Source organism: Gordonia rhizosphera NBRC 16068, assembly GCF_000298195.1.
Classification (GTDB): domain Bacteria; phylum Actinomycetota; class Actinomycetes; order Mycobacteriales; family Mycobacteriaceae; genus Gordonia; species Gordonia rhizosphera.
Genome location: NZ_BAHC01000164.1, coordinates 38,947 through 60,296, shown reverse-complemented (window position 1 = coordinate 60,296; position 21,350 = coordinate 38,947). Strand labels below are relative to the sequence as shown.

Here is a 21,350-nt window from a genome sequence, read left to right as displayed (position 1 = left end):
CCTTATGCCCCGGCTCGACCGGGGCATAAGGTGTGCTCTCATGACCGGTCAATCGGAGGATCTCGGTAAACTGCTCGCGCTGCTCGACGTCGAGCGCAGCGACGACGATCTGTTCATCGGGCACCACCCCGAGCAGAAGACCGCCCGGACCTTCGGAGGGCAGCTGTTGGGACAGGGCGTCGTCGCCGCGGCGCGCACCCTCACCCGCGGAACCCCGCCGGTACACGCGCTGCACGCCCACTTCATCCGCGGGGGCGACGTGAACAAGCCGATGGAGTATCACGTCGCACGGTTCCGGGACGGCAAGTCGTTCGCCAACCGTCAGGTCACCGCGATGCAGAACGGTGCCGAGATCTTCACCATGCTCGTGGCGTTCCAGGACAACGCGGCCGGCCTCGAACATGCCGTGGACATCCCTCAAGTGCCCTACCCGGAGGAACTGCCGCCGCTCGGCGAACACTTCAAGGGATACGAGGAACAGATCGCCACGTTCGTCAATGCGTTGCACCCCATCGACATCCGTTTCGCGAACGACCCGACGTGGAAGGTCCGTCAGGCGGGCGAGAAGCTGAAGGACAACCGGGTCTGGATGAAGGCCGACGGCGCGATGCCCGACGACCCGATCATGCACGTGGCCGCCATGTGCTACGCGTCGGACACGACGGTCCTCGACTCGATCATCACCACGCACGGATTGTCGTGGGGGATCGATCGGCTGTTCGCGGCGACGGTGAACCATTCGATGTGGTTCCACCGTGAGTTCCGGTTCGACGACTGGATGCTGTACGCGACCCGTTCCCCGGTCGCCACCGGATCACGCGGGATGGGGTCGGGCCGATTCTGGATGCGCGACGGCACGCTGGCGACCTCCGTCGTCCAGGAGGCGCTCATCAAATACTTCCCGCCCAAGGAGTGAGGCGCGCCATGACCGGTGGTCATCACGGTTCCCGGCCGCAGTACTGGCTGGAGTCGGGACCGATGCTGCCGCGACGCCGATGGCAGCGCACCACCCGATCACCGGTCATCGTGATCAGTGTGCTGGCCGCTCTGGCGCTGACCGCGGTGGCCGGCGCGGCATTGGTGGTCGGATTGATCAACAGCGCGAATTTCACCGCACAGGGAACGGTGGTCTGTCCGACGAACGCGGCGCAGGCATCGCGCATCGTCCCGGGTGCCGCCGTCGTCATCTACGACCTCGCCGGTGATCAGCTGGCGTCGACGACGCTGGGGCCGCGCAGCACCGTCGCCGGACGGTGCGAGATGGCGTTCACCGCCGAGTCGGTCGACGCGGGACGCGGGGAGTACCTGGTCCGGGTCGGTGACAGCTTCCAGGAGACCGTGAGCGAATCGGCGCTCGTGTCGGGAGCGGTGTTGCGGCCCCTGGGTTAAGATTCGGCGACCCACAACCGGTTTCACGCGCCGAATGTTCGCGGAGGGGGCTTGATGGAATACAGCATCGACTGGGCCGGCGAGATCTGGACCTCGTTGCGATGGCTGGGAATGGTCTCCGCGATCTGTCTGGTGGGCTTGGTCGTCGTCGGCTACCTCCTCGCGCGATTCACGCGGTGGGGACGTCAGTTCTGGAACGTCACCGGATCGTTCTTCCTCGGCCGCGAGACGCGAGTCATGGCCTGGGGATTCATCATCCTGCTACTGCTGCTGTCGCTGTTGGGCGTCCGGTTGTCGGTGCTGTTCTCCTACTTCAGCAACGATCTCTACACCTCACTGCAGACGGTCGCGCAGGGGCTCACCGGCCAGGGGCCGGAAGGTCAGTCGCTCCTGGAGGCGGGCAAGTCCGGCTTCTGGCACTCGATGGCCGTCTTCGGCATCCTCGCCACCATCCACGTCGGCCGCACGCTGATCGAGATCTACGTGGGCAGCGCCTTCGAGATCAAGTGGCGGTGGTGGCTGACCCAGAGTGCCAGCTCCAACTGGATGGAGGGGCGCGCGTTCTACCGGAACCGCTTCGTCGACCTGAGCCACCAGGGGAAGGACGCCGGTATCCAGCCCGGAGTCGACAACCCCGACCAGCGCATCGAGTCCGACATCACCAATCTCGCGTCGTCGAGCCGCACCCTGGTCTTCAGTTCGGGCGGCTCGTCGACCAGCGGCGTCATCCCGGCAGTCGTCACGATCGTGTCGTTCACCAAGATCCTCTGGGATCTGTCCGGGCCGATGACCCTTGGTGGCGTCGAGATTCCGCGTCTGATGGTCTGGCTGGTCCTGATGTACGTGCTCGTCGCGACCGTGGTCGCGTTCTGGATCGGCCGCCCGCTCATCCGGCTGAACTTCCTGCGGGAGCGGCTCACCGCGAACTTCCGCTACGCCCTGGTGCGCATCCGCGACGGCGCGGAGAACGTCGCGTTCTACCGCGGCGAGGGTGTGGAGCAACGCGGACTGATGACCAGATTCAAGGCGGTCGTCGACAACTTCTGGCAGATCGTCTACCGGATGCTGAAGTTCGTCGGATGGAACTTCAGCGTCAGCCAGCTGTCGGTGGTCTTCCCGTTCATCGTGCAGGCCCCGCGATTCTTCGAGGGTTCGATCCAACTCGGCGACATGACGCAGACCGCCACCGCATTCGGCAACGTGCACGACGCGCTGTCCTTCTTCCGAAACTCCTACGACGACTTCGCCTCCCTGCGGGCATCGATCATCCGTCTCGACGGACTCGAATCCGCAGACGACAAGTCCCGCAAACTGCCGCAGATCGACACCGTTGATCGCGACCGTGCGGTCCGGCTTGCCAACGTCTCCATCACCACCCCGGACGGGAACCAACTCATCCGCAGCCTGAACCTGTCGCTCGACCCCGGTGACGCGGTCGTCGTGAAGGGACGCTCCGGGGCGGGCAAGACCACCTTGCTGCGCGGACTCGCCGGGCTCTGGCCGTTCGTGGACGGCGAGTTCTCCCGACCGTCGGGCAACCGAACCCTGTTCCTGTCCCAGATGCCATACATCCCGCTGGGCGATCTACGCACCGCGGTCGCCTACCCGGCACACCCCGACGACGTAGGTGACGAGGCCATCAAGGCCGCGCTGCGCCAGGTTTTCCTCCCGCACCTCACCGAGCGTCTCGACGAGGAGGAGGACTGGGCCAAGGTGCTGTCGCCGGGCGAGCAGCAACGGGTTGCGTTCGCGCGCATCCTGCTGACCCGGCCCGAGGTCGTGTTCATGGACGAGGCCACCTCGGCGGTCGACGAAGGCCTGGAGTACTCGCTCTACTCCCTGATCCGCACCGAACTCCCCGGCACCATCCTGGTGTCGGTCAGCCACCGCAGCACCACCGATCAGCACCACACGGAGGTCCTCGAGATCACCGGCGAAGGGGACTGGAATCTGCGTCCGGTCGCGACCTGACGGGGCTTCTTTACTGTTTCATTAACAATCCGACCGTTCCTCGTCGCGAGGCTTCGACTCCCCTATACGGTGATCCCGACCACATTTCTGTCGAGATCGAGGTGCAGGATCATGGCCCCAGACGAGCGGATCACTTTTCCCCACGAGAGCGGCGTCGACGTCGCGACACTCCCCGAGGCATTCCAGCAGACGGTGAAGGTGCGGCCCGGTGCGGTGGCACTCCGTACCGTCGGCGGGATCACCGAGATCACCTGGGCGGAGTACGGCAAACGGGTGCGGGCCATCGCCGCCGGGCTCGCCTCGCTCGGGGTCTCCCACGGCGACACGGTGGGCATCATGCTCACCAACCGTCCCGAGTTCCATCTCGTGGACACCGCGGCGCTGCACCTCGGTGCGATCCCGTTCTCGATCTACAACACGAGCTCACCGGATCAGATCGAGTACCTCTTCGGCAACGCCGAGAACCGGATCGTCATCACCGAGCAGGTGTTCGTCCCGCTGATCCGGGCGGCGAACACCGTCGTCGAGACGATCGTCGTGGTCGACGGCGCGGCGAGCGATGCCATGACCCTGACCAACCTGGAGGAGGCGGGCTCACCCGACTTCGATTTCGACGCCACCTGGCGGGCGGTGGAGCCGGCGGATCTGGCCACGCTGATCTACACCTCGGGTACCACCGGACCGCCCAAGGGCGTGGAGATCACCCACCGCAACATCATCGCCGAGCTCGCGGCCCTCGCCGAGGTCGTCGACGTCGGGTTCGACGACCGGGTGATCTCCTACCTGCCGGCGGCCCACATCGCCGACCGGGTGTCCTCGCACGCCGCCAATATGGTGCGCGGCCTGCAGGTCACCACCGTCGCCGATCCCCGCGAGATCGCGGCCGCGCTCCCCGAGGTGCATCCGACGTTCTTCTTCGGGGTGCCCAGGGTGTGGCAGAAGCTCCGCGCCGGAATCGAGGCGAAGCTGGCCGAGGAGACCAGTCCGGTCAAGAAGAACCTGGGATCGTGGGCACTCGGGATCGGCGCGAAGGCCGCCCGGGCCCAGACCAACGGTACGGAGCTCGGATTCGCGGACCGGATACAACACGACCTGGCCGACAGACTCGTGCTGAGCAAGGTGCGTGCCGCGATCGGCATGGATTCCATCACCTTCGCCGGGTCCGGTGCCGCCGCGATCCCCGCCGAGGTGCTCGAGTTCTTCCTCGGACTCGGTGTCCCGGTCCTCGAGGTCTGGGGGATGTCGGAGACGACGGGGGTCGCAACGATGACCACCGCCGACAACCTGAAGATCGGTACCGTCGGGAAACCGGTCGAAGGGGTGGAGGCCAAACTCGCACCCGACGGTGAACTCCTGATCCGCGGTCCGGTGGTGATGCACGGCTACCGCAAGATGCCGGAGAAGACCGCGGAGACCATCGACGCCGACGGCTGGCTCGAGACCGGGGACATCGCGACGATCGACGACGACGGCAACGTCACCATCGTCGACCGCAAGAAGGAACTGATCATCAACGAGGCCGGCAAGAACATGTCGCCGACCAACATCGAGAACGCGATGAAGGCGGCGTCGTCGCTGATCGGTCAGGTTGTCGCGATCGGCGATGCTCGTCCGTATGTCGCCGCCCTGGTGGTGCTCGACCCGGATGCCGCTGCGGCGCGGGCGAAGATGCTCGACATGCCCGAGGCGGACATGGCCGCCCTGTGTACCCACGACGCCGTGGTCGAGGAGGTAACCCTCGCCATCCGCAGCGGTAACGAACGGCTCTCACGAGTCGAGCAGGTCAAGCGGTTCACCATCGTGCCGGCGGCGTGGGACCCCGGCGGGGATGAACTGACCCCGACGATGAAGTTGCGCCGCAAGCCGATTGGGGAGAAATACGCGGAAGCCATCGTGGGTCTGTATGAAGAACAGGCCGGTACCGCGGTAGTCGATCTCCGATAGTCCAGCGCACCGGACGTAGCGCCGGGGTTGCCAGCGCCACCCCCCAGATCACCAGCCACACCGTCATCCCACCGACCTGGATACGTTGTGCCAGCCCGAGCACGAAGTCGCCACCCAGATTGTCGGCAGCCAGCATCCATGCCGTCGACACTCCGATCACCCCCAATGCGACGGTGCCGACCATCTTGAGCTGCGGCCAGATCCGGTCTCGGAAGGCCGAGACCGTCGCGGCGATCATCACCGCGAAGATCGAGACGACGGCCAGCGTGCTGGTCAGGGCGTGGATGTGATGAAGCTGCGGGAACAGCCCGCTGGGTTCGCTGGGGCAGCCCGGGTCCACTCCCGGGATGCACTCGATGGGCAACAGGGCGTCGGAGATCGTCGACACCCCGAACATGGCAAGGGCGATCACCGCGGTGATCGCGGGAAACCCGCGGAAGTGCGGTCGCGGCAGCAGCAAGAGGGCGGCTGCCAGCATGGCGCAGCAGGCCGCGATCACGTCCCCGGCGACGTAGACGTCGCGATGCGGGCGGTGGAGGGCGTCGAGTTCGGAGAGGAAGCTGCGGAGAGGGTCGAGCGGGCTGGACCAGAGGAACTCGAGCACCCACGACGAGTAGCTGATGCCTGCCAGCGCCACCAGGGCGGCGGCGATGACAACACGCGGGGACCCGGTTCGTTCAGACTGCATCCCGCCAGCGTAGCCGCGGATTCTCACGGCAATCTGAGGAGATCTGGCCTATGCGCCGGTGTCGGCACCCGGCCGCACTAGGATCGGTGGCGAGCGGTCGGTCACTCGTGATCATCGATACCGACCGTGATCCCACAGCCGCCACGCAGCGAGGTTCATAGATGACCGAAGACACTGACATCGAGATCGGCCCCATCGACTACATCGTGCTCGAATGGACGGACAAACAGCCCAATGGTGAGGCGATCCCGCATCTGATCGACCTGGTCGACCGCGGCATCATCCGGATCATCGACCTCGTGTTCGCGACCAAGGGCGAGGACGGCACCGTCGCCCAACTCACCGTCGACGAACTGGGTGCAGAGTTCGACGTACTCGAGGGCGCGGCAACGAATCTGATCGGCGACGACGATATCGCGGAGGCGACGGCGGTTCTCGAGCCGGGCACCTCGGCCGCGATCATCGTCTACGAGAACGCCTGGGCGGCACCGTTCGCGACGGCGCTGCGACGCAACGGCGCGCAGCTGGTCGCGTCGGGACGCATCCCGATCAACGCTCTGCTGCAGGCCCTCGACGACGCCGAGGCCTGACCCCCGGCCGACCGCTTTTCACCCGATCACGAAGGAGAACACCATGCCAGGACTCATCCGCGCGGCCGCTCGTACCGCGGTCATCGCCGGTACCGCGACGTCGGTGAGCAACCGCGTTTCTCGCCGCCAGTCCAATCGCTGGGCCAAGCAGGAGTACGAAAACCAGCAGCGTTACGCCCAGCCGCCTCAGCAGCAGTACTACGAGCAGCCGGCCCCGGCTCCCGCTCCGGCCGCTGCGGCACCGGCTGCCGGCGGGATGTCCGCCGACGCGATCGAGGAGCTCAAGCAGCTCGGCGCGCTCTTCCAGCAGGGCATCCTCACCGAGCAGGAGTTCGCCGCGCAGAAGGCGAAGATTCTCGGTAGCTGACGGTTAGGGCTGCGCCCCGAGTTCCGCGCCGGGGACTCGGGGCAGACGCCGTGCGATCACCAGGCCGATCGCGGCCAGGAAGATCGCCAGCAGGATCGCCTCCTTGATCGCCTCGATCTGGGCCTGCGCGTAGTCGTCGGAGAGCGCGGTCGCCTCGTCGGGGGACAGACCGGCCCGCTGCGCGGCGGCCTCGATCTCGTCGCGGCTCACGATGTCGACTCCGTCGGCGGACAATTGGGCCACTTGTAGTTTGGTCGCCGTCGACAGATCCGGGTTGGTCTGGGCGGCGCTGTTGAAGCCGGAGCTCAGGGCGGCGACGAGCAGCGCGCCGAGCAGTGCCACACCGACCGACGTGCCGATGTTCTGCGCGGTGCCCTGCAGCCCGCCCGCCTCGCCGCGGTCACGGTCGCCGACCGACGACATGATCACATTGCCCAGCTGGGATGCGATCAGGCCGAATCCGGCTCCGAAGATTGCCATGCCGACGGCGAACAGGAAGCCGTTCAGTTCCACGTCTATCGTCGTGATCAACAACAGCGATCCCACCATCACACCGACGAGACCGGTCGAGACCATCCGGCGGGGTGACTGTGTCGCAGCGAGTTTCGGGCTGGAGAAGGCGGCCAGCAGCATCGCGATCGACATCGGTGCCAGCTTCACCCCGGTCTCGAAGGCGTTCTTCAGCAGCACGTATTGCAGGTAGATCGGGATGACGAAGAACATGCCGCCGATGATGGTCTGCTGTGCCATCAGCATGACCAGGCCGTTGCGCAGCTGCAGCATCTTGAGGAGTCCGGGATGCATGAGGGGGGTGTGTCCCCGTTCGATCGTCCTGCGCTCGAAGGCGAAGAAGCCGATGAGCACGAAGATGCCCGCCGCGATCATGAACGGCACCATGGAGAAACCGAACGGCGTGATCTGGGTGTCGCCGATGGTGAGCGCTCCGGTCGGTTTGATGAAACCCCAACTGCCGGACTGCAGGAAGCCGAGGACGATCAAGCCGAGACCGAGCGCGGACAGGACCGTCCCGCCCCAGTCCATCCGACGCGACGCGGACTTCTGCCCGATGTCGGCGATCACCTTCACCGAGGCGATGATCGCCAGACACACAACCGTTTCCGCCGCGAACACGACGCGCCAGGTCAGTGCCTCGGTGACCCACCCACCGATGAGGGGGCCCGCCGCCGCCCCGGCCGCCGCGATCCCGCCCAGTGCGCTGTAGGCGGTGGCTCGGTCGCGGCCGTCGTAGTTGCTCGCGGTCAGCGAGATGATCGCGGGCATGACCATGACCGCGCCGGCGCCCTCCACGAATGACCAGCCGAACAGCAGCACACCGATATTCGGGCTGAGCGCGGTGATGAGCGATCCGGTGCCGTAGATCCCGAGTCCGATCGCGAACACGCGTCGACGCCCGAACATGTCGCCGAGTCGCCCGCCGAAGAGCATGAATGACCCCATCACCAGTGTGTAGAGGGTGATGGCCAGCTGAACCTGGGTGAGGGTCGTGCCCAGATCCTCGACGACCGCCGATACGGAGACGTTCATGACAGTGGTGTCGAGGACCATGATGAATTGTGCGGCGCACAGGATGAGCAGAACGCTCCAGCGTTTCATGCGTGAAGCGTAAACGGGGATCCGGCGAATGCGCGGAATCCCCACCGTGATGTCGACATAGTGGAGACAGGAGTCGCCAACCCGGGTGGCTCCGACGAGGAAGGACGATCGATGGCGATCAACGACGACGACATCACCACCTCGACGGGCGGCGGTGAGGGTACCGCCGACGGCGGTTCGAATCCGGGCGGCCACGACGGCGGTGCCGATGGCACAGCGGGTGCCGGTGAGGGACCCGCCGACGGCGGCTCGAACCCCGAAGGCCATGACGGCGGTGCCGATGGCACAGCGGGTGCCGGTGAGGGAACGGCCGACGGCGGCTCGAACCCCGAAGGCCACGACGGCGGAGCGGACGGAACCGCCTGAGCGGCAGGCGATGCTGAGCCGCTGTATCTCGACCGATCCGGAGACCTTCGCGGGACGGCACTGGGGACGACGACCGATGCTCAGCCGGTCGCACGAGTTGCCCCGGGACTTCGACGACCTGCTCTCCGGAGAATCGGTCGACGAACTCCTCACCTCCCGGGGTGTGCGGATCCCCTTCATCCGGATGGCCAAGGAGGGCGCCCTCGTTGGCCGCGAGTGTTTCGTGGGGCCGGCGGGTTTCGGGGCGGAGGTCGCCGACCAGGTGGATTCGGCGATGGTCCTCGCGCAGTTCGCCGACGGTGCGACGATCGTGCTGCAGGGCCTGCACCGGTTGTGGCCACCGGTCATCGATTTCGTGCGGGACATGGTCGACGATCTCGGACATCCCGTGCAGGCCAATGCATACATCACCCCACCGAGCAATCGGGGCTTCGACCCGCACTACGATGTGCACGACGTATTCGTCCTGCAGGTGACCGGACGCAAACACTGGCGGGTGCACGAACCGGTGTACACCGATCCGCTGCCGTCGCAGCCGTGGACCGACCACCGGGCTGCGATCGTGCGACGTGCCGACGACGCACCCGTCATCGACACGATCCTCGAACCGGGAGACGCGCTCTATCTGCCCCGCGGGTGGATTCATTCGGCGCAGGCGCTGGGGGAGACCTCGATCCACCTGACCGTCGGGGTCGAGCCGCTCACCGCGCGCGATGTCATGGCGGCGGTCCTCGATGAGTTGGCCACCGTCGCGGAGTTCCGGGCGTCGCTACCGATGCGTGCCGACCCCGCCGACGCGATCGCCGGCACGATCGCCACCGCGATCGACGTGTTGCGTGAGCGGGCAGGGGAATTCGGCACGACTGCGGCGACACGGCTCGCGACCCGGCATGCCCGGCGGACCCGGCCGGTGGCCGTTGCACCACTCGCCACGCTCGAGGCGATCGACAATCTCACCGCCGACACCGCGGTGCGCTGGCGACACGGTCTGCACGCGACCCGGCACCGATGCGGTGAGCGCGTGGAGCTGCGCCTGCCCGACCGCACGGTGAGCTTCCCGGCGGTCTGCGCCGACGCACTCGCACAGATCCGGCGCGGCGATACGGTATCCGCCCGTACCCTTCCCGGTCTCGACGCGGCCGACGGGGAGGTGGTCATCCGCAGGCTGCTGCGCGAGGCGGTCGTCATCGTCGTGGGGACAGACCGATGACGGATCGGCGTCCCTGCAGCGACGAGGCCGCCGGCCGCGACGACCCGATGTACGGGACCGCGTCGGCCGGCTATTCCTGGGTGCTGCTGGAACTGTCGGGGCCATGGGGGCCGTCCGTGTTCCTCAACTCGCCCACCGTCATCGACCCCGCACTGGGTCGCGCCATCGTGCGCCGGGTGGAGAGTGCGGGGATGCGCATCGTCGCGATCCGTCGCCCCGGGCGCCGGCCGTCGACGCGCCGCTGGCGGTGGTTCGTGGTCGACGCCCGGCCCGGCGAGGAGAGCATCCACCACGGGGAGGTCGATGATCCCGCCGGTTACCTCGACCTCGCGCTCGACGGCACCGACGGTGAGGTGTCGCCCGATCCGCTGATCGCGGTCTGCGCCCACGGCAAACACGATCAGTGTTGTGCGGTCCGCGGCCGACGGGTCGCCGCGGCCATCGCCGCCGAGTTCGGTGACTGGACGTGGGAGTGTTCGCATCTCGGCGGTGACCGGTTCGCTGCGACGATGCTCGTGTTGCCGCACGGACTCTGCTACGGCCGGGTCGACTCGCATGACGACCCCGCCGCGATCGTCCGCCGCTATCGCGAGGGCCGCCTCGACGATGCGTTGCTGCGCGGGCGGACCGCGCTGCCACACGCCGTGCAGGCCGCACAGCACTTCGCGCGGCAGGCGATCGGGGAGGACCGGATCGACGCCCTCGCGCCGCTCGACCTCAGGCGTGAGGAGCACACGATCCGCGTGCTCCTCACAGGGTCGGCCGGTCCGATCGAAGTCGTACTGGCCGAACACCTGTCGGACCCGCTGTACTCCACCTGCGGGGCCACCGCCGCCGGGCGGGTGCGGCAGTTCGTGCTCGTCTCGCTGGCGGCGCCGTAGCTCAGGCGCTCGGCTTCGCCTTGGCCTTCGCCTCCACGGCGATGACCGGCACCCCGACCTTGACCTCGCCGTCGGCGATCTTCTCGACGGAGGCGAACTTCTTCGTGTTCATGATCACCACCGGCGTGATGAGCGGGTAACCGGCATCCTCGATGGCCTTGCGGCTGAAGGTGCCCAACGGCGTTCCGGCCGTGACCTTCTGCCCTTGCTTGACCTTGACCTCGAAACCATCGCCCTTCATCTGGACGGTGTCGATGCCCACGTGGATCAGCAGTTCGATACCGCCGTCGAGGACAAGTCCGTAGGCGTGTCCGGTGGGCTGCGCGGCCACCACCATCCCCGACGCGGGCGCATAGACGGTGTCACCGGACGGCAGGATCGCGACGCCGCCGCCCATCGTCCCCGCGGCGAACACCGGATCGGGTACGGCACTCAGTGCGACGACCGTACCGTCGAGCGGCGCACCGATCTCGGTCACCGCACCTCGCTCACCCTGGGCCTCCGCGGTGGTTTCCCTGGCGGCCAACGTCTTCGCCGCAGTGGCTGTGGCGGTGAACCGCTCGGCCGCCTCGACCTGTTCGGCGGTCGCGTGCACCGCCGACGCGGTGTCCTCGATGGGGATCGGGCCGGGCTCTTCGGCCCCCGCCGCCCGTGCCTCCTCGAACTCCGCCTGCTGCTCGGGCGTGCGGTAGCCGGAGAGGAGCACGAGGGCCATGGCGGTGAAGAACGCCGCGGCGACGGCGATCCCGTACAGCACGATGCTGTCGAACGCGGGGATCGTCAGCAGCGAGGTGAAGACGAACGCGTTGGTCGTGACACCACCACCGATGCCGATGATCAGGCCGCCGACGAAGCAGCCCACGAGCATTCGTGGATAGATCCGTTTGAAGCGCAGGTGGATACCGTAAAGGGATGGCTCGGAGATCCCACCCAGCAGGCCGGCGGCAAGGGCGCCGGTCGCCGTTTGTTCCATCTGCTTTTCACGTTCCCGCCAGGAGAGGATCAGCACGGCCGCGGTCGCACCGAAGCACGCGAAGTTCCACGCGCCCATCGGGCCCTGGATGAAGTCGTAACCCAGGGTCTGGATGTTCAACAGCATGATGGCGTTGATCGGCCAGTGCAGGCCCAGCGGCACCATGAACGGGTAGGCGAGTGGGATGACGATGGCGAAGATGAACGGTGAGAAGTCGTTGATGGACTTCAACAGGTCGGCGAGGCCGGCGCCGACATAGACGCCGATCGGGCCGATGACGAAGGCGGTCAACGGGATCATGATCAGCATCGCCACGAACGGGACGAAGATCAGTTGGACGTTCTCGGGGATGAGTTTCTTGAGCAGTTTGTAGAGCGGGCCGAGCACGGCGGCCATCAGCAACGGCGGGAAGACCTGCGAGCTGTAGTCGAAGAGGGTCAGCGGTACGCCGAAGATGTCGATGGTCTGGACCTCGAAACCGAAGACCGAGCGTGTCTGCACCTGGTCCGAGGACATGAGCGCCTGGAACCCGGGCAGCATGACCACAGCCATGATCGCGAAGCCGACCCATGGGTCGGCGTCGAGTTTCTTCGATGCGTTGTAGGCGATCATCAGTGGCAGGAAGGTGAACACGCACTGCCAGCAGAAGTTCACGAACTGCCACGACGGCGACAGTTCGGTACGCGGATCGGCCCAGTTGCCGATCACGTCGAGGGTGCTCATCAGCGACATGAAAGTGATGAACAGCGACGCGCCGAGCAGGGCGCCGAGGATGGGGCGGAACGAATCCGAGAGGTACTCGAACAGGGAGTCCAGCCAGGCGGACTTGCCCCGCGGGCCCTTCGCGCGGGCGGCCGCCTTGATGGCGGCAGCGTCGGTGGGCCCGCCTCCGGCCATCCCGGGCAGGGCCATGATGTCGTTGTAGACCGTCTGGACTCCACCACCGATAACAACCTGATAGCGGTTCCCGGCCTGCGGGACGGCGCCCATGACAGCAGGGATCGCGTCGAGATCGGATTCCTTGACCCCGGAGGAGTCGATCAGCTGGAATCGCAGTCGGGTCGCACAGTGTGTGAGACTTTCGATGTTGCCGGGTCCGCCGACCGCCTCGACAATGTCGGCTGCATCCTTCGTCGCCATGACTCTCCCTTGAGTGAGGGCCGCCTGTTCAGTTATGTGGTACGTACCGGCCCGTCATCAATACGACGTCCCCGACATGATCGACAGGCCCGACAAAATGGATGCTAGCGCGCGCGCACCTCTCGCGGGCCCAGATGGCGAAGGCTCTCCAGGATCATGCGACCCGGCGGTCGGCGGAGTCGATGTCGGCGAGGAGACCACCCGGGTCGACGATCATGATGACCGATCCGAGGGTGTCGGCGGCACGTTCGATGACCCGCTCGATCTGGGCCGGATCGGAGGGATCGCTGACGACGGTCAGGACGTGATCGTGGATGGACGCATCGTTGTAGGGCACCAGTGCTCGCTGTGACGGACCGGTGATAACCACGTTGCGGCCGGAAGCAAGGATCTGCGCCACGATCGAGTGGGCGCGCCGGCCGCCGTCCATGACGACGAGGATGGTGTCGGTGCTGTTGTCGTTGGGTTTCATGAGGTCATCTCACCGCGCCGCACTGCGACGGCCATGTGCTCTTGCTGTCAGTCGGCTGGACGCCGTGCGACCAGGACGCAGTAGGCCGGAGCATAAGCTGACGACGATGACCAGACGACCGCGCGACGGGGTTCGCCCGGACCGATGCCCATGCCTGTCCGGCCTGACCTTCGATGACTGCTGCGCTCCGATCTTGTCCGGACAGCGCAGGGCCGGTACCGCCGAGGCCCTGATGCGGTCGCGGTTCACGGCCTTCGCCCTCGGAGATCGCGACCATCTGCTGGCGAGCTGGCATCCACGCACCCGACCGGAGAGCCTCGACCTCGACGACGGCCTGCAGTGGTACCGACTCGACGTCGAGGAGATTTCCGGGGGGTCACCTTTCGATACCACCGGTGAGGTGACCTTCACGGCCTACTACCGGACCGGCGCGGCCCGCGGAACGCTGCACGAGTGCAGCAGATTCGAGCGTTACGACGGACGCTGGGTCTACGTCGACGGCGTCGTGTCCTGAGCCGATGGTTGAGGCAACCGCCTCACGCGACGGCGGTCGACCCGGGCCGACACTGGCCTCATGAACACGACAACACCCCTGCAGGTCGTCACCGCCCTGCGCGCAGATCCCCAGCTACCCCACGGCACCGACGAGCGACTGACCGGCTACGGCGTCATGGGTATCCCGTTCGCATCGGGTCACGTCCTCGCACTGCGAGACATGCTGGCCAACTCGGTCGGGCCACCCTACCGCGCCATCTGGCATCGCGATCCCGAGGGCCGGTGGACAATCCACACGACCACGGATCCGGACTGCAGTTGCCCACGGTGGTTCGGCGCCGGCGCCGCCGTCGACCGGGTCGACAGCATCGACGTCTCGTGGGTGGACGACTCGACACTCGAGGTCACCCTCGGGGACCTGTTGCACTGGCGGGTCGCACTGGTGGCGTCGCCGTCGACGCGGATCATGACCACGATGGGCGGCGCGATGCCCGCGGCCGCCTGGACCAGCAACACGGTGCTGGCCTCGATGGGACCGATGGCGCGCGCCATGCTCGGCGTGGGCCGCGTCCGACTGCGCGGCCGAACCCCGAACGGTCAGTGGTTCAAAGCAGCTCCACTACATGTGTGGCGGGTCGGCACGAGCGAGGCCACTCTCGCCGGGGAGGACCTTGGTGATCCTGCCCCGCTCGATTCGCAGGCCCGCCTGGGTGACTTCTGGCTGCCCCAGCGGGGCATCTTCTTCGCCGGGGACGCCCGCTTCATCCCGGTGACGCCGTCGTCCGAGGACGAGGCGCCGGTCGATGTCGAGGTGGCCCGATGACCACCATCGAACGGACCGCGCACACACCGACGATCGGCCGGGTCGCCGGTGTCGTCTACGGCACGGCCGCCTACCTGTTGTTCCTCATCGTCTTCTTGTGGGCCATCGCATTCGTCGAGAACGCCACCATCGTTCTCGGCGGCACCGACATCGTGCCGAACACCATCGACAGCGGTGGTCCGACCTCGTCGACCGCGATCGCGCTGCTCGTGAACCTGGCATTGCTCACTGCCTTCGCCACCCAGCACAGCGTGATGGCCCGGGCCGGCTTCAAGCGATGGTGGACCCGTTTCGTGCCCGCCCCGATCGAACGAAGCACCTACGTGTTCGCCGCCACGACGTGTCTCGCCGCGCTGATGTGGTGGTGGCACCCGATCACCGCCACAGTCTGGGATGTGTCGGGCACAGTGACCCGAGACCTGCTGATCGGGGTGTCACTGGCGGGATGGCTGTTCGTGCTCGCCTCGACCTTCCTGATCAACCACTTCGATCTGTTCGGACTGCGGCAGGTCGTCGCCAATGCCCGCGGCGTCACGTTGCCGCCGTACCGCTTCGTCGTGCCACTCTGGTACGGATTCGTGCGCCACCCCATCTACCTCGGGTTCCTGGTCGCCTTCTGGGTGGCCCCGACGATGACCGTCGGGCACCTCGTGTTTGCCAGTGCCACAACCGGTTTCGTACTCTTGGGCATTCAGCTCGAGGAACGGGATCTGGTGCGCTCCTTCGGGGCCGACTACGTGGCCTATCGTCGGCGGGCGCCGATGCTGATCCCGGGGGTGCGGCGCCGTGCCTGATGGGGTCGCGGTGATGCGCGACAATGGACCGATGACCGGGTCACCCCCGCTGCCGCGACGCGTGGAGGTCTTGGCCGGGCTGTCCATCGCCATCGATCTGGGGTTGGGTCAGCCGGCCGAGCACATGCTGCGGTCGGCAGTCGTCGCGTGCAGGCTCGCGGATCGTCTGGGTCTCGCACGGGAGCAACGCGCCACCATCTACTACGCGACCCTGGTGATGTGGATCGGATGTCACGCCGATTCCCAGGAATACGCCCGGTGGTTCGGTGACGACATCGCGGTCCGGCGGGATTCCTACCTCGTCGACTGGTCGGGACTGCCCTACCTCCGTTTCCTCCTCGGCAACGTCGGTCGGGGAGAGCCGGTGGGACAGCGGGTGAAGACGATGTCGGCGTTGTTCCGGGACGCGCGCGGGAACATCGCCACTCTGGTGCATTCGCATTGCCTGTCGGCTGCCGCGCTGGCCCGTCACATCGGTCTCGGCCCCGATGTCGAACAGGCGATCGCCTTCACCTTCGAGCGTTACGACGGTGGCGGGTTGCCGACGGGTGCCGCCGGCGACGCCATCCCGATCGAGATGCGGGTGGCCCAACTGGCCGACATGGCCGAGGTACACGAACGTCTCTACGGCGCCGACGGTGCGATGGCGATGGTCCGCAGCCGGCGGGGCGGACACTTCGACCCGGCGGTCGTCGACGCATTCTGCGCCCACTGCGCCGACCTCTTCCCGGCTCCCGACGACGACCCGTGGCAACAGGCGCTGGACCTCGCACCCGATGCGGAGATCCGACTCGACGGCGCCGGACTCGACGTCCTGCTGACCGCGATCGGGGATTTCGTCGACCTCAAATGTCCCTTTGCGCTGGGCCATTCGCGATCGGTGGCGAAGCTGGCCGACTCCGCCGCCCGACAAGTCGGCCTCTCGGCGGCCGACACCGATGCGATCCGCCGGGCCGGCTTCGTCCACGACGTGGGGCGCCTCGGGGTCTCCAACCAGATCTGGTCGAAGCCGGCCGAGCTCACCGGTGCCGAATGGGAGCGGGTCCGGATGCATCCGTACCTGACCGACCGGGTCCTGACTCGCATCTCCGGCCTGGGCACCATCGCGGCGATCGCGCGCGCCCACCACGAGCACGTCGACGGCACCGGCTATCCGCTCGGTATCGGCGGTGCGGCGCTGGGGCGATCCGAGAGATTGCTGGCCGCTGCCGTCGCCTACCAGTCGGCGCTCGAACCGCGCCCGTACCGGGAGCCGATGTCTGCGGAGGATGCCGCGGCCCGGTTGCGCCGGCGCGCCCAACGTGGCGCCCTCGACGGCGATTGCGTCGCGGCGGTGCTCACTGCTGCCGGACACGCCCGGTCGCGGATGCACCGCGACGACACCTTGACACCGCGTGAGACCGAAATCCTCGGCCTCGTCGCACGCGGCCTGTCCAACCGGGAGATCGCCGAGCGGCTGGTGTTGAGCGAGAAGACCGTCCGCAATCACGTCGAACGGACCTACACCAAGATCGGCGCCTCCAACCGGGTGGGTGCAAGCCTGTACGCGCTGCAGAACGGTCTGGCCGGTCCGCCCGACTAGGCCCCGCCGTGCCGGACGACCCAGTCGACGAGCGGAGTCGTCTCGCGCCAGTCCGTCCTGATCTTGTCCACGAGTTCGGGGGAGTGGATGACCTCGTCGAAGCCATAGTCGCGCATCACGGTCAGGGACTTGTGCCGGAGCAACCCGATCCGCGGGTGGTCGGCGGGCCAGCCGCGCGGAGCGGTCTTGAGCCTCTCGCCGCCGATCTCCCAGCCCGCGGCCTCGAGAACATCGATGATCCGCACGAGTTCGGCGCCATGGAGCTGTTCGTCGATGGCCTGGCGGATCGCGGTGAGGCGTTCGGCGGAAGCGTCGTAGAACCCGGCCCCGACCCGCACCCCGGGCGCGCCGATCTGGACGTAGTAGCCGGTCGCCGGGGCGACCGCGACGTAGGCACCCTGATGGGTCTTGTAGGGCGTCTTGTCCTTGGAAAAACGCACATCGCGGTAAGGACGAAAGATCTTCGCGGCGCCGAACTCGTCGGCCAGCGCGTCGGTGAGTTCGGCCATCGGCTCGGCAACAGCGGTGCGGTAGAGGTCTTTGTGCGCCTCCCAGAACACCTTGGAATTGTCGATCTCCAGATCGTCGTAGAAATCGAGCGCCGCCTCGGGAAATCCCTGGAACGTCATGGGACGAGATTATCGATTTCACAAGTGAACATTCGGTACAAGACACCGATTGGCCGGGTGGGTGGCCACGAATCGTTCTAGGCTCGGGCCCACACTTGTATGTCCGATTCGGGAGTTCGTCATGAAACTCGTTGTCGTCGGCGGCGTGGCCGCCGGAGCGTCGGTCGCGGCGAGGGCTCGTCGTCTCGACGAGTCCGCCGAGATCATCGTCTTCGAGCGGGGCCACCACGTCTCGTTCGCCAACTGCGGTCTGCCCTACCACGTCGGCGAGGTCATCGCCGAGCGCGACCGCCTGCTGCTGCAGACCCCGCAGAGCCTGCGTGAGTCGCTCAACATCGACGTTCGCATCGCGACCGAGGTGATCGCGATCGACCCGGCGGCGCACACCATCTCGGTGCGCGAGGTCGACACCGGAACCGAGTACACCGAGAGCTACGGCAAGCTCGCGCTGTGCCCCGGTGCCTCACCGGTTCGTCCGCCGCTTCCGGGGATCGATCACCCGGCCATCGACGTGCTGCGCCGCATCGGTGACATGGACCGCATCAAGGCGCGGTTGGACGGTGCGCTGGCCAAGCAAAAGGCCGGACGACGCGACCCGGTCCACGCCGTGGTCATCGGCGCCGGCTACATCGGGCTGGAGATGGCCGAGAACCTGCACCACCGCGGCGTCACGGTGGATGTGGTGGAGATGGCCGATCAGATCCTCCCGCCGGTGGACCGCGACATGTCCATTCCCGTCGAGCAGCATCTGCGCGGGCGGGGCATCCACGTGCACCTGTCCACCGCGGCGGCGGCATTCGCGCCGCTGCCCGACGAGCGGGTCAGCGTCGAACTCAAGAGCGGCACGACCCTGCCCGCCGATCTCGTGGTGCTGGCCGCCGGGGTGCGACCGGACACCAAGCTGGCGACGGAGGCCGGACTCGCCCTCGGCGAGCACGGCGGTATCGCGGTCGACACGCACATGCGCACCTCCGACCCCGACATCTGGGCGGCCGGCGACGCCGTCGAGACCCCGCACACGGTCCTGCCCGGGAGTTACCTGTCGCCGCTGGCCGGACCCGCGAACCGCGAGGCCCGGGTTGCCGCGGAGAACATCTGCGGCCGCGAGACCGAATACCTCTCCACTCAGGGCACCTCGATCGTCAAGGTGTTCGACATGGTCGCCGGTGGCACCGGCGCCACCGAGCGGCAGCTCAAGGCCGCGGGGGTCGCCTACAAGGCGGCCCATGTCCACCCCTCGGGCCACGCCGGCTACTACCCGGGCACCGCGATGATGCACCTCAAGGTGCTCTTCGCGCCCGACGACGGCCGCCTTCTCGGCGCGCAGGCCTGCGGCTTCGACGGCATCGACAAGCGCCTGGACCTGATGGCCATGGCGATTCGCCAACAGATGACCGTCTACGACCTCGAACATCAGGAACTGGCCTACGCACCGCCGTTCGGGTCGGCGAAGGACCCGATCAACATGGCCGGGTTCGTCGCCTCCAACGTGCTGCGCGGAGATCTGACCCTTTGGTACGCCGAGGACTTCCCGGCGGCGACCGAGGGTGCCGCCCTCGTCGACGTCCGCACCCCCGAGGAATACGACATCTGGCACATCCCCGGGGCGGTGAACGTCCCACTGCCGACGCTGCGCAAGACCATCGAGGCAGGGGAATGGGACCGCGCGCAGCCGCTGCGGCTGTACTGCGCGGTCGGGTTCCGCTCCTACCTGGCCCATCGCGTGCTCGTGCAGTCCGGCTTCACCGACGTCGCGACCCTCTCCGGCGGTTCGACCACCTTCAAGGCGGTGCACGAGAAGCCCGAGGACACCTACGAGGCGATGCCGCCGATGGAGTCCTACGCCGAGGCCGCCTCGATCGCAGCCGCGCCGGCTGAGGCGACCGGCACACTCATCAACCTGGACTGCACGGGTCTGGCCTGCCCGGGGCCGATCATGAAGCTGTCCAAGGCGATGGAGGACATCGAGGTCGGCGACGAGGTGCGGGTGACCGTGTCCGACCCGGGATTCGCCCTCGACGCGCCCGCGTGGGCCTCCAAGAACGGTCACCGCCTGGTGGACATCGAGCCCGAGGGGCCGGGCTACGTCGCGACCATGCGCAAGGGTGGCGCCGGCGTGGCCACCGTCCCGTCGGGGCCGGTGAAGGACAAGACGACGATGGTGGTGTTCTCGGGCGACCTCGACAAGCTCGTCGCCGCCTTCATCATCGCCAACGGCGCGTTGTCGATGGGTCAGGACGTGTCGATCTTCTTCACCTTCTGGGGCCTCAACGCGCTGAAGCGCGAGGACGCACCGTCGCGCGACAAGTCGGCGATGGAACGGATGATGTCGATGATGATGCCGTCGGGTGCGGGACACCTGCCGCTGTCGACGATGAACTTCGGCGGCGCCGGCGCGGGCATGATCAAGAAGGTGATGAGCGACCACGGCGTTCCCACCCTGCCCGAACTGATCGCCTCGGCACAGGAGGGTGGAGCACGCCTCATCGGCTGCACGATGACCATGGAACTGCTCGGTATCGCCGAGTCCGATCTCATCGACGGGGTCGAATTCGGTGGTGTCGCGACGATGCTCGGCGATTCGCAGGATTCGAGCAGCACCCTGTTCATCTGACGGCTGTTCATCTGACGGTTGTTGATCTGACGGCTGTTCATCTGAGGACGGGTCGATGGTCCCTATGCGCCCGACCGCTACCATGACAGCCTGGACTGACAACCGGCGTTCTCAGAATTGCCGGGGTCGGCGAGTCCGGCGGTGTTCGGGGGCCGCCGGACCCGCCGGAGGATGAGCGAGGGGGAGGCGTGTCCGCGGAAGCGACTATGGCCCAGAGGGATACGCGGCGTCGGGTCGAGATGCCGATGGTGTATCGCTACCTCGGTGATCGGCGGTTCGCCTACGCGCTGCCGCGGGCGATCAGTCTGCAGATCCTGCACCCGAGCAACGCGGCGAGCCTGGTCTCCCACGTACCCGGTGGACTGTGGGTGCACAAGAGCCGCGCGGTCTCCCAGATGGTGTACGTTGCCTACAGCAACCGGGATCTGCGAGCTCTACCTCGAATGCTGCCGCTGGTATTCGAAATACGGCATCTCGGATCGTCGGATGCCGCGCACGCGTGGCGAGTTCGACGAGTACTTCGACGACTTCTGCGCGACCCGGCTCGAGGTGTCGCCAGAGGCGCAGGCGCTGCGTGACGAGGCCGTGCAACCGCGGACCTGGCTGCCCGGCAAGGTCCCCACCCCCGCGATCCGCGCCATGCTGCACGAACGGGCGCGGGATCTGCTCGGCGTGGAGGTCAGCGATTCCGATCGGCGGGCGTTGCGGGCATTCGCCGCCCGGGCGAAGATGGGTGCGGCGCTGCGACCACCGCAGCTGCGGCTCATCCCGTCGGCACGCCACAACCCGGACGACTGAACCGGCCGTG

19 protein-coding genes and 1 pseudogene are annotated in these 21,350 nt (G+C 67.0%); 15 read left to right on the top strand and 5 right to left on the bottom strand.

Annotated elements, in window-relative coordinates; genetic code table 11:
• Positions 1-40: 40 nt before the first annotated feature.
• From GORHZ_RS20280 to GORHZ_RS20265, 4 genes are all read left to right on the top strand, one after another.
• Positions 41-916, top strand: a complete 876-nt coding sequence (locus GORHZ_RS20280) for an acyl-CoA thioesterase (RefSeq protein ID WP_006336301.1) — start codon at positions 41-43, stop codon at positions 914-916.
• An 8-nt stretch (positions 917-924) separates the two neighbouring features.
• Positions 925-1,389: a hypothetical protein gene (locus GORHZ_RS20275; RefSeq protein ID WP_006336284.1), complete on the top strand. Its 465-nt coding sequence runs from the start codon at positions 925-927 to the stop codon at positions 1,387-1,389.
• Between the two features lie 54 nt (positions 1,390-1,443).
• Positions 1,444-3,360: an ABC transporter ATP-binding protein/permease gene (locus tag GORHZ_RS20270; RefSeq protein ID WP_006336283.1), complete on the top strand. Its 1,917-nt coding sequence runs from the start codon at positions 1,444-1,446 to the stop codon at positions 3,358-3,360.
• A gap of 111 nt (positions 3,361-3,471) precedes the next feature.
• On the top strand, positions 3,472-5,304 hold the full coding sequence (locus tag GORHZ_RS20265) for an AMP-dependent synthetase/ligase (protein ID WP_006336282.1): 1,833 nt from the start codon (positions 3,472-3,474) through the stop codon (positions 5,302-5,304).
• Between the two features lie 49 nt (positions 5,305-5,353).
• Here the strand turns inward: GORHZ_RS20265 and GORHZ_RS30220 are convergent.
• Positions 5,354-5,992: pseudogene (locus GORHZ_RS30220) on the bottom strand (DUF998 domain-containing protein); the annotation flags it as partial.
• A 161-nt stretch (positions 5,993-6,153) separates the two neighbouring features.
• Between GORHZ_RS30220 and GORHZ_RS20260 the strand changes: the two are divergent.
• A complete protein-coding gene (locus tag GORHZ_RS20260) occupies positions 6,154-6,582 on the top strand; it encodes a DUF6325 family protein (RefSeq protein WP_006336280.1) in 429 nt (142 codons plus the stop codon).
• Between the two features lie 43 nt (positions 6,583-6,625).
• On the top strand, positions 6,626-6,949 hold the full coding sequence (locus GORHZ_RS20255) for an SHOCT domain-containing protein (RefSeq protein ID WP_006336279.1): 324 nt from the start codon (positions 6,626-6,628) through the stop codon (positions 6,947-6,949).
• A gap of 3 nt (positions 6,950-6,952) precedes the next feature.
• On the opposite strand, the gene GORHZ_RS20250 is transcribed toward GORHZ_RS20255, so the two are convergent.
• The gene (locus tag GORHZ_RS20250) at positions 6,953-8,563 is read right to left on the bottom strand and encodes an MFS transporter (protein ID WP_006336278.1); all 1,611 of its coding nucleotides are present in this window, start codon (positions 8,561-8,563) and stop codon (positions 6,953-6,955) included.
• Positions 8,564-8,674: 111 nt separating this feature from the next.
• On the opposite strand from GORHZ_RS20250, the gene GORHZ_RS20245 reads away from it, so the two are divergent.
• The 3 genes from GORHZ_RS20245 to GORHZ_RS20235 are packed head-to-tail and all read left to right on the top strand — an operon-like array spanning position 8,675 to position 11,020.
• Positions 8,675-8,929, top strand: a complete 255-nt coding sequence (locus tag GORHZ_RS20245; RefSeq protein ID WP_006336277.1) for a hypothetical protein — start codon at positions 8,675-8,677, stop codon at positions 8,927-8,929.
• A gap of 10 nt (positions 8,930-8,939) precedes the next feature.
• A complete protein-coding gene (locus GORHZ_RS20240) occupies positions 8,940-10,139 on the top strand; it encodes a cupin domain-containing protein (RefSeq protein ID WP_006336276.1) in 1,200 nt (399 codons plus the stop codon).
• Positions 10,136-11,020, top strand: a complete 885-nt coding sequence (locus GORHZ_RS20235) for a ferredoxin family protein (protein WP_006336274.1) — start codon at positions 10,136-10,138, stop codon at positions 11,018-11,020. Before GORHZ_RS20240 ends, GORHZ_RS20235 begins: the two co-directional genes overlap by 4 nt.
• Position 11,021: 1 nt before the next feature.
• On the opposite strand, the gene GORHZ_RS20230 is transcribed toward GORHZ_RS20235, so the two are convergent.
• Together GORHZ_RS20230 and GORHZ_RS20225 are read right to left on the bottom strand one after the other, a co-directional pair.
• Positions 11,022-13,133: a glucose PTS transporter subunit IIA gene (locus tag GORHZ_RS20230; protein WP_006336272.1), complete on the bottom strand. Its 2,112-nt coding sequence runs from the start codon at positions 13,131-13,133 to the stop codon at positions 11,022-11,024.
• Between the two features lie 154 nt (positions 13,134-13,287).
• Positions 13,288-13,605, bottom strand: a complete 318-nt coding sequence (locus tag GORHZ_RS20225) for a hypothetical protein (RefSeq protein WP_006336264.1) — start codon at positions 13,603-13,605, stop codon at positions 13,288-13,290.
• A 106-nt stretch (positions 13,606-13,711) separates the two neighbouring features.
• On the opposite strand from GORHZ_RS20225, the gene GORHZ_RS20220 reads away from it, so the two are divergent.
• From GORHZ_RS20220 to GORHZ_RS20205, 4 genes are read left to right on the top strand one after another with little or no spacing between them, the layout of a single operon-like run.
• On the top strand, positions 13,712-14,119 hold the full coding sequence (locus tag GORHZ_RS20220) for a YchJ family protein (protein WP_051999008.1): 408 nt from the start codon (positions 13,712-13,714) through the stop codon (positions 14,117-14,119).
• A 60-nt stretch (positions 14,120-14,179) separates the two neighbouring features.
• Positions 14,180-14,923 (top strand): hypothetical protein, encoded by a 744-nt coding sequence (locus GORHZ_RS20215; protein ID WP_006336262.1) that lies wholly within the window; start codon positions 14,180-14,182, stop codon positions 14,921-14,923.
• Positions 14,920-15,717: a methanethiol S-methyltransferase gene (gene mddA / locus GORHZ_RS20210; protein WP_006336261.1), complete on the top strand. Its 798-nt coding sequence runs from the start codon at positions 14,920-14,922 to the stop codon at positions 15,715-15,717. The genes GORHZ_RS20215 and mddA overlap by 4 nt, the downstream gene beginning before the upstream one ends.
• Positions 15,718-15,748: 31 nt before the next feature.
• Complete coding sequence (locus GORHZ_RS20205) at positions 15,749-17,299, top strand: HD domain-containing phosphohydrolase (protein WP_006336260.1); 1,551 nt, start codon at positions 15,749-15,751, stop codon at positions 17,297-17,299.
• Here GORHZ_RS20205 and GORHZ_RS20200 read toward each other — a convergent pair.
• Positions 17,296-17,928 carry a DUF2461 domain-containing protein gene (locus GORHZ_RS20200; protein WP_006336259.1) on the bottom strand — a complete coding sequence of 211 codons (633 nt, stop codon included), beginning with the start codon at positions 17,926-17,928 and terminating at the stop codon, positions 17,296-17,298. The genes GORHZ_RS20205 and GORHZ_RS20200 overlap by 4 nt on opposite strands.
• Before the next feature lie 121 nt (positions 17,929-18,049).
• On the opposite strand from GORHZ_RS20200, the gene GORHZ_RS20195 reads away from it, so the two are divergent.
• Together GORHZ_RS20195 and GORHZ_RS30215 are read left to right on the top strand one after the other, a co-directional pair.
• The gene (locus GORHZ_RS20195) at positions 18,050-20,542 is read left to right on the top strand and encodes an FAD-dependent oxidoreductase (protein WP_006336258.1); all 2,493 of its coding nucleotides are present in this window, start codon (positions 18,050-18,052) and stop codon (positions 20,540-20,542) included.
• A 405-nt stretch (positions 20,543-20,947) separates the two neighbouring features.
• Positions 20,948-21,340 (top strand): oxygenase MpaB family protein, encoded by a 393-nt coding sequence (locus GORHZ_RS30215; protein WP_245551477.1) that lies wholly within the window; start codon positions 20,948-20,950, stop codon positions 21,338-21,340.
• Positions 21,341-21,350 lie beyond the last annotated feature (10 nt).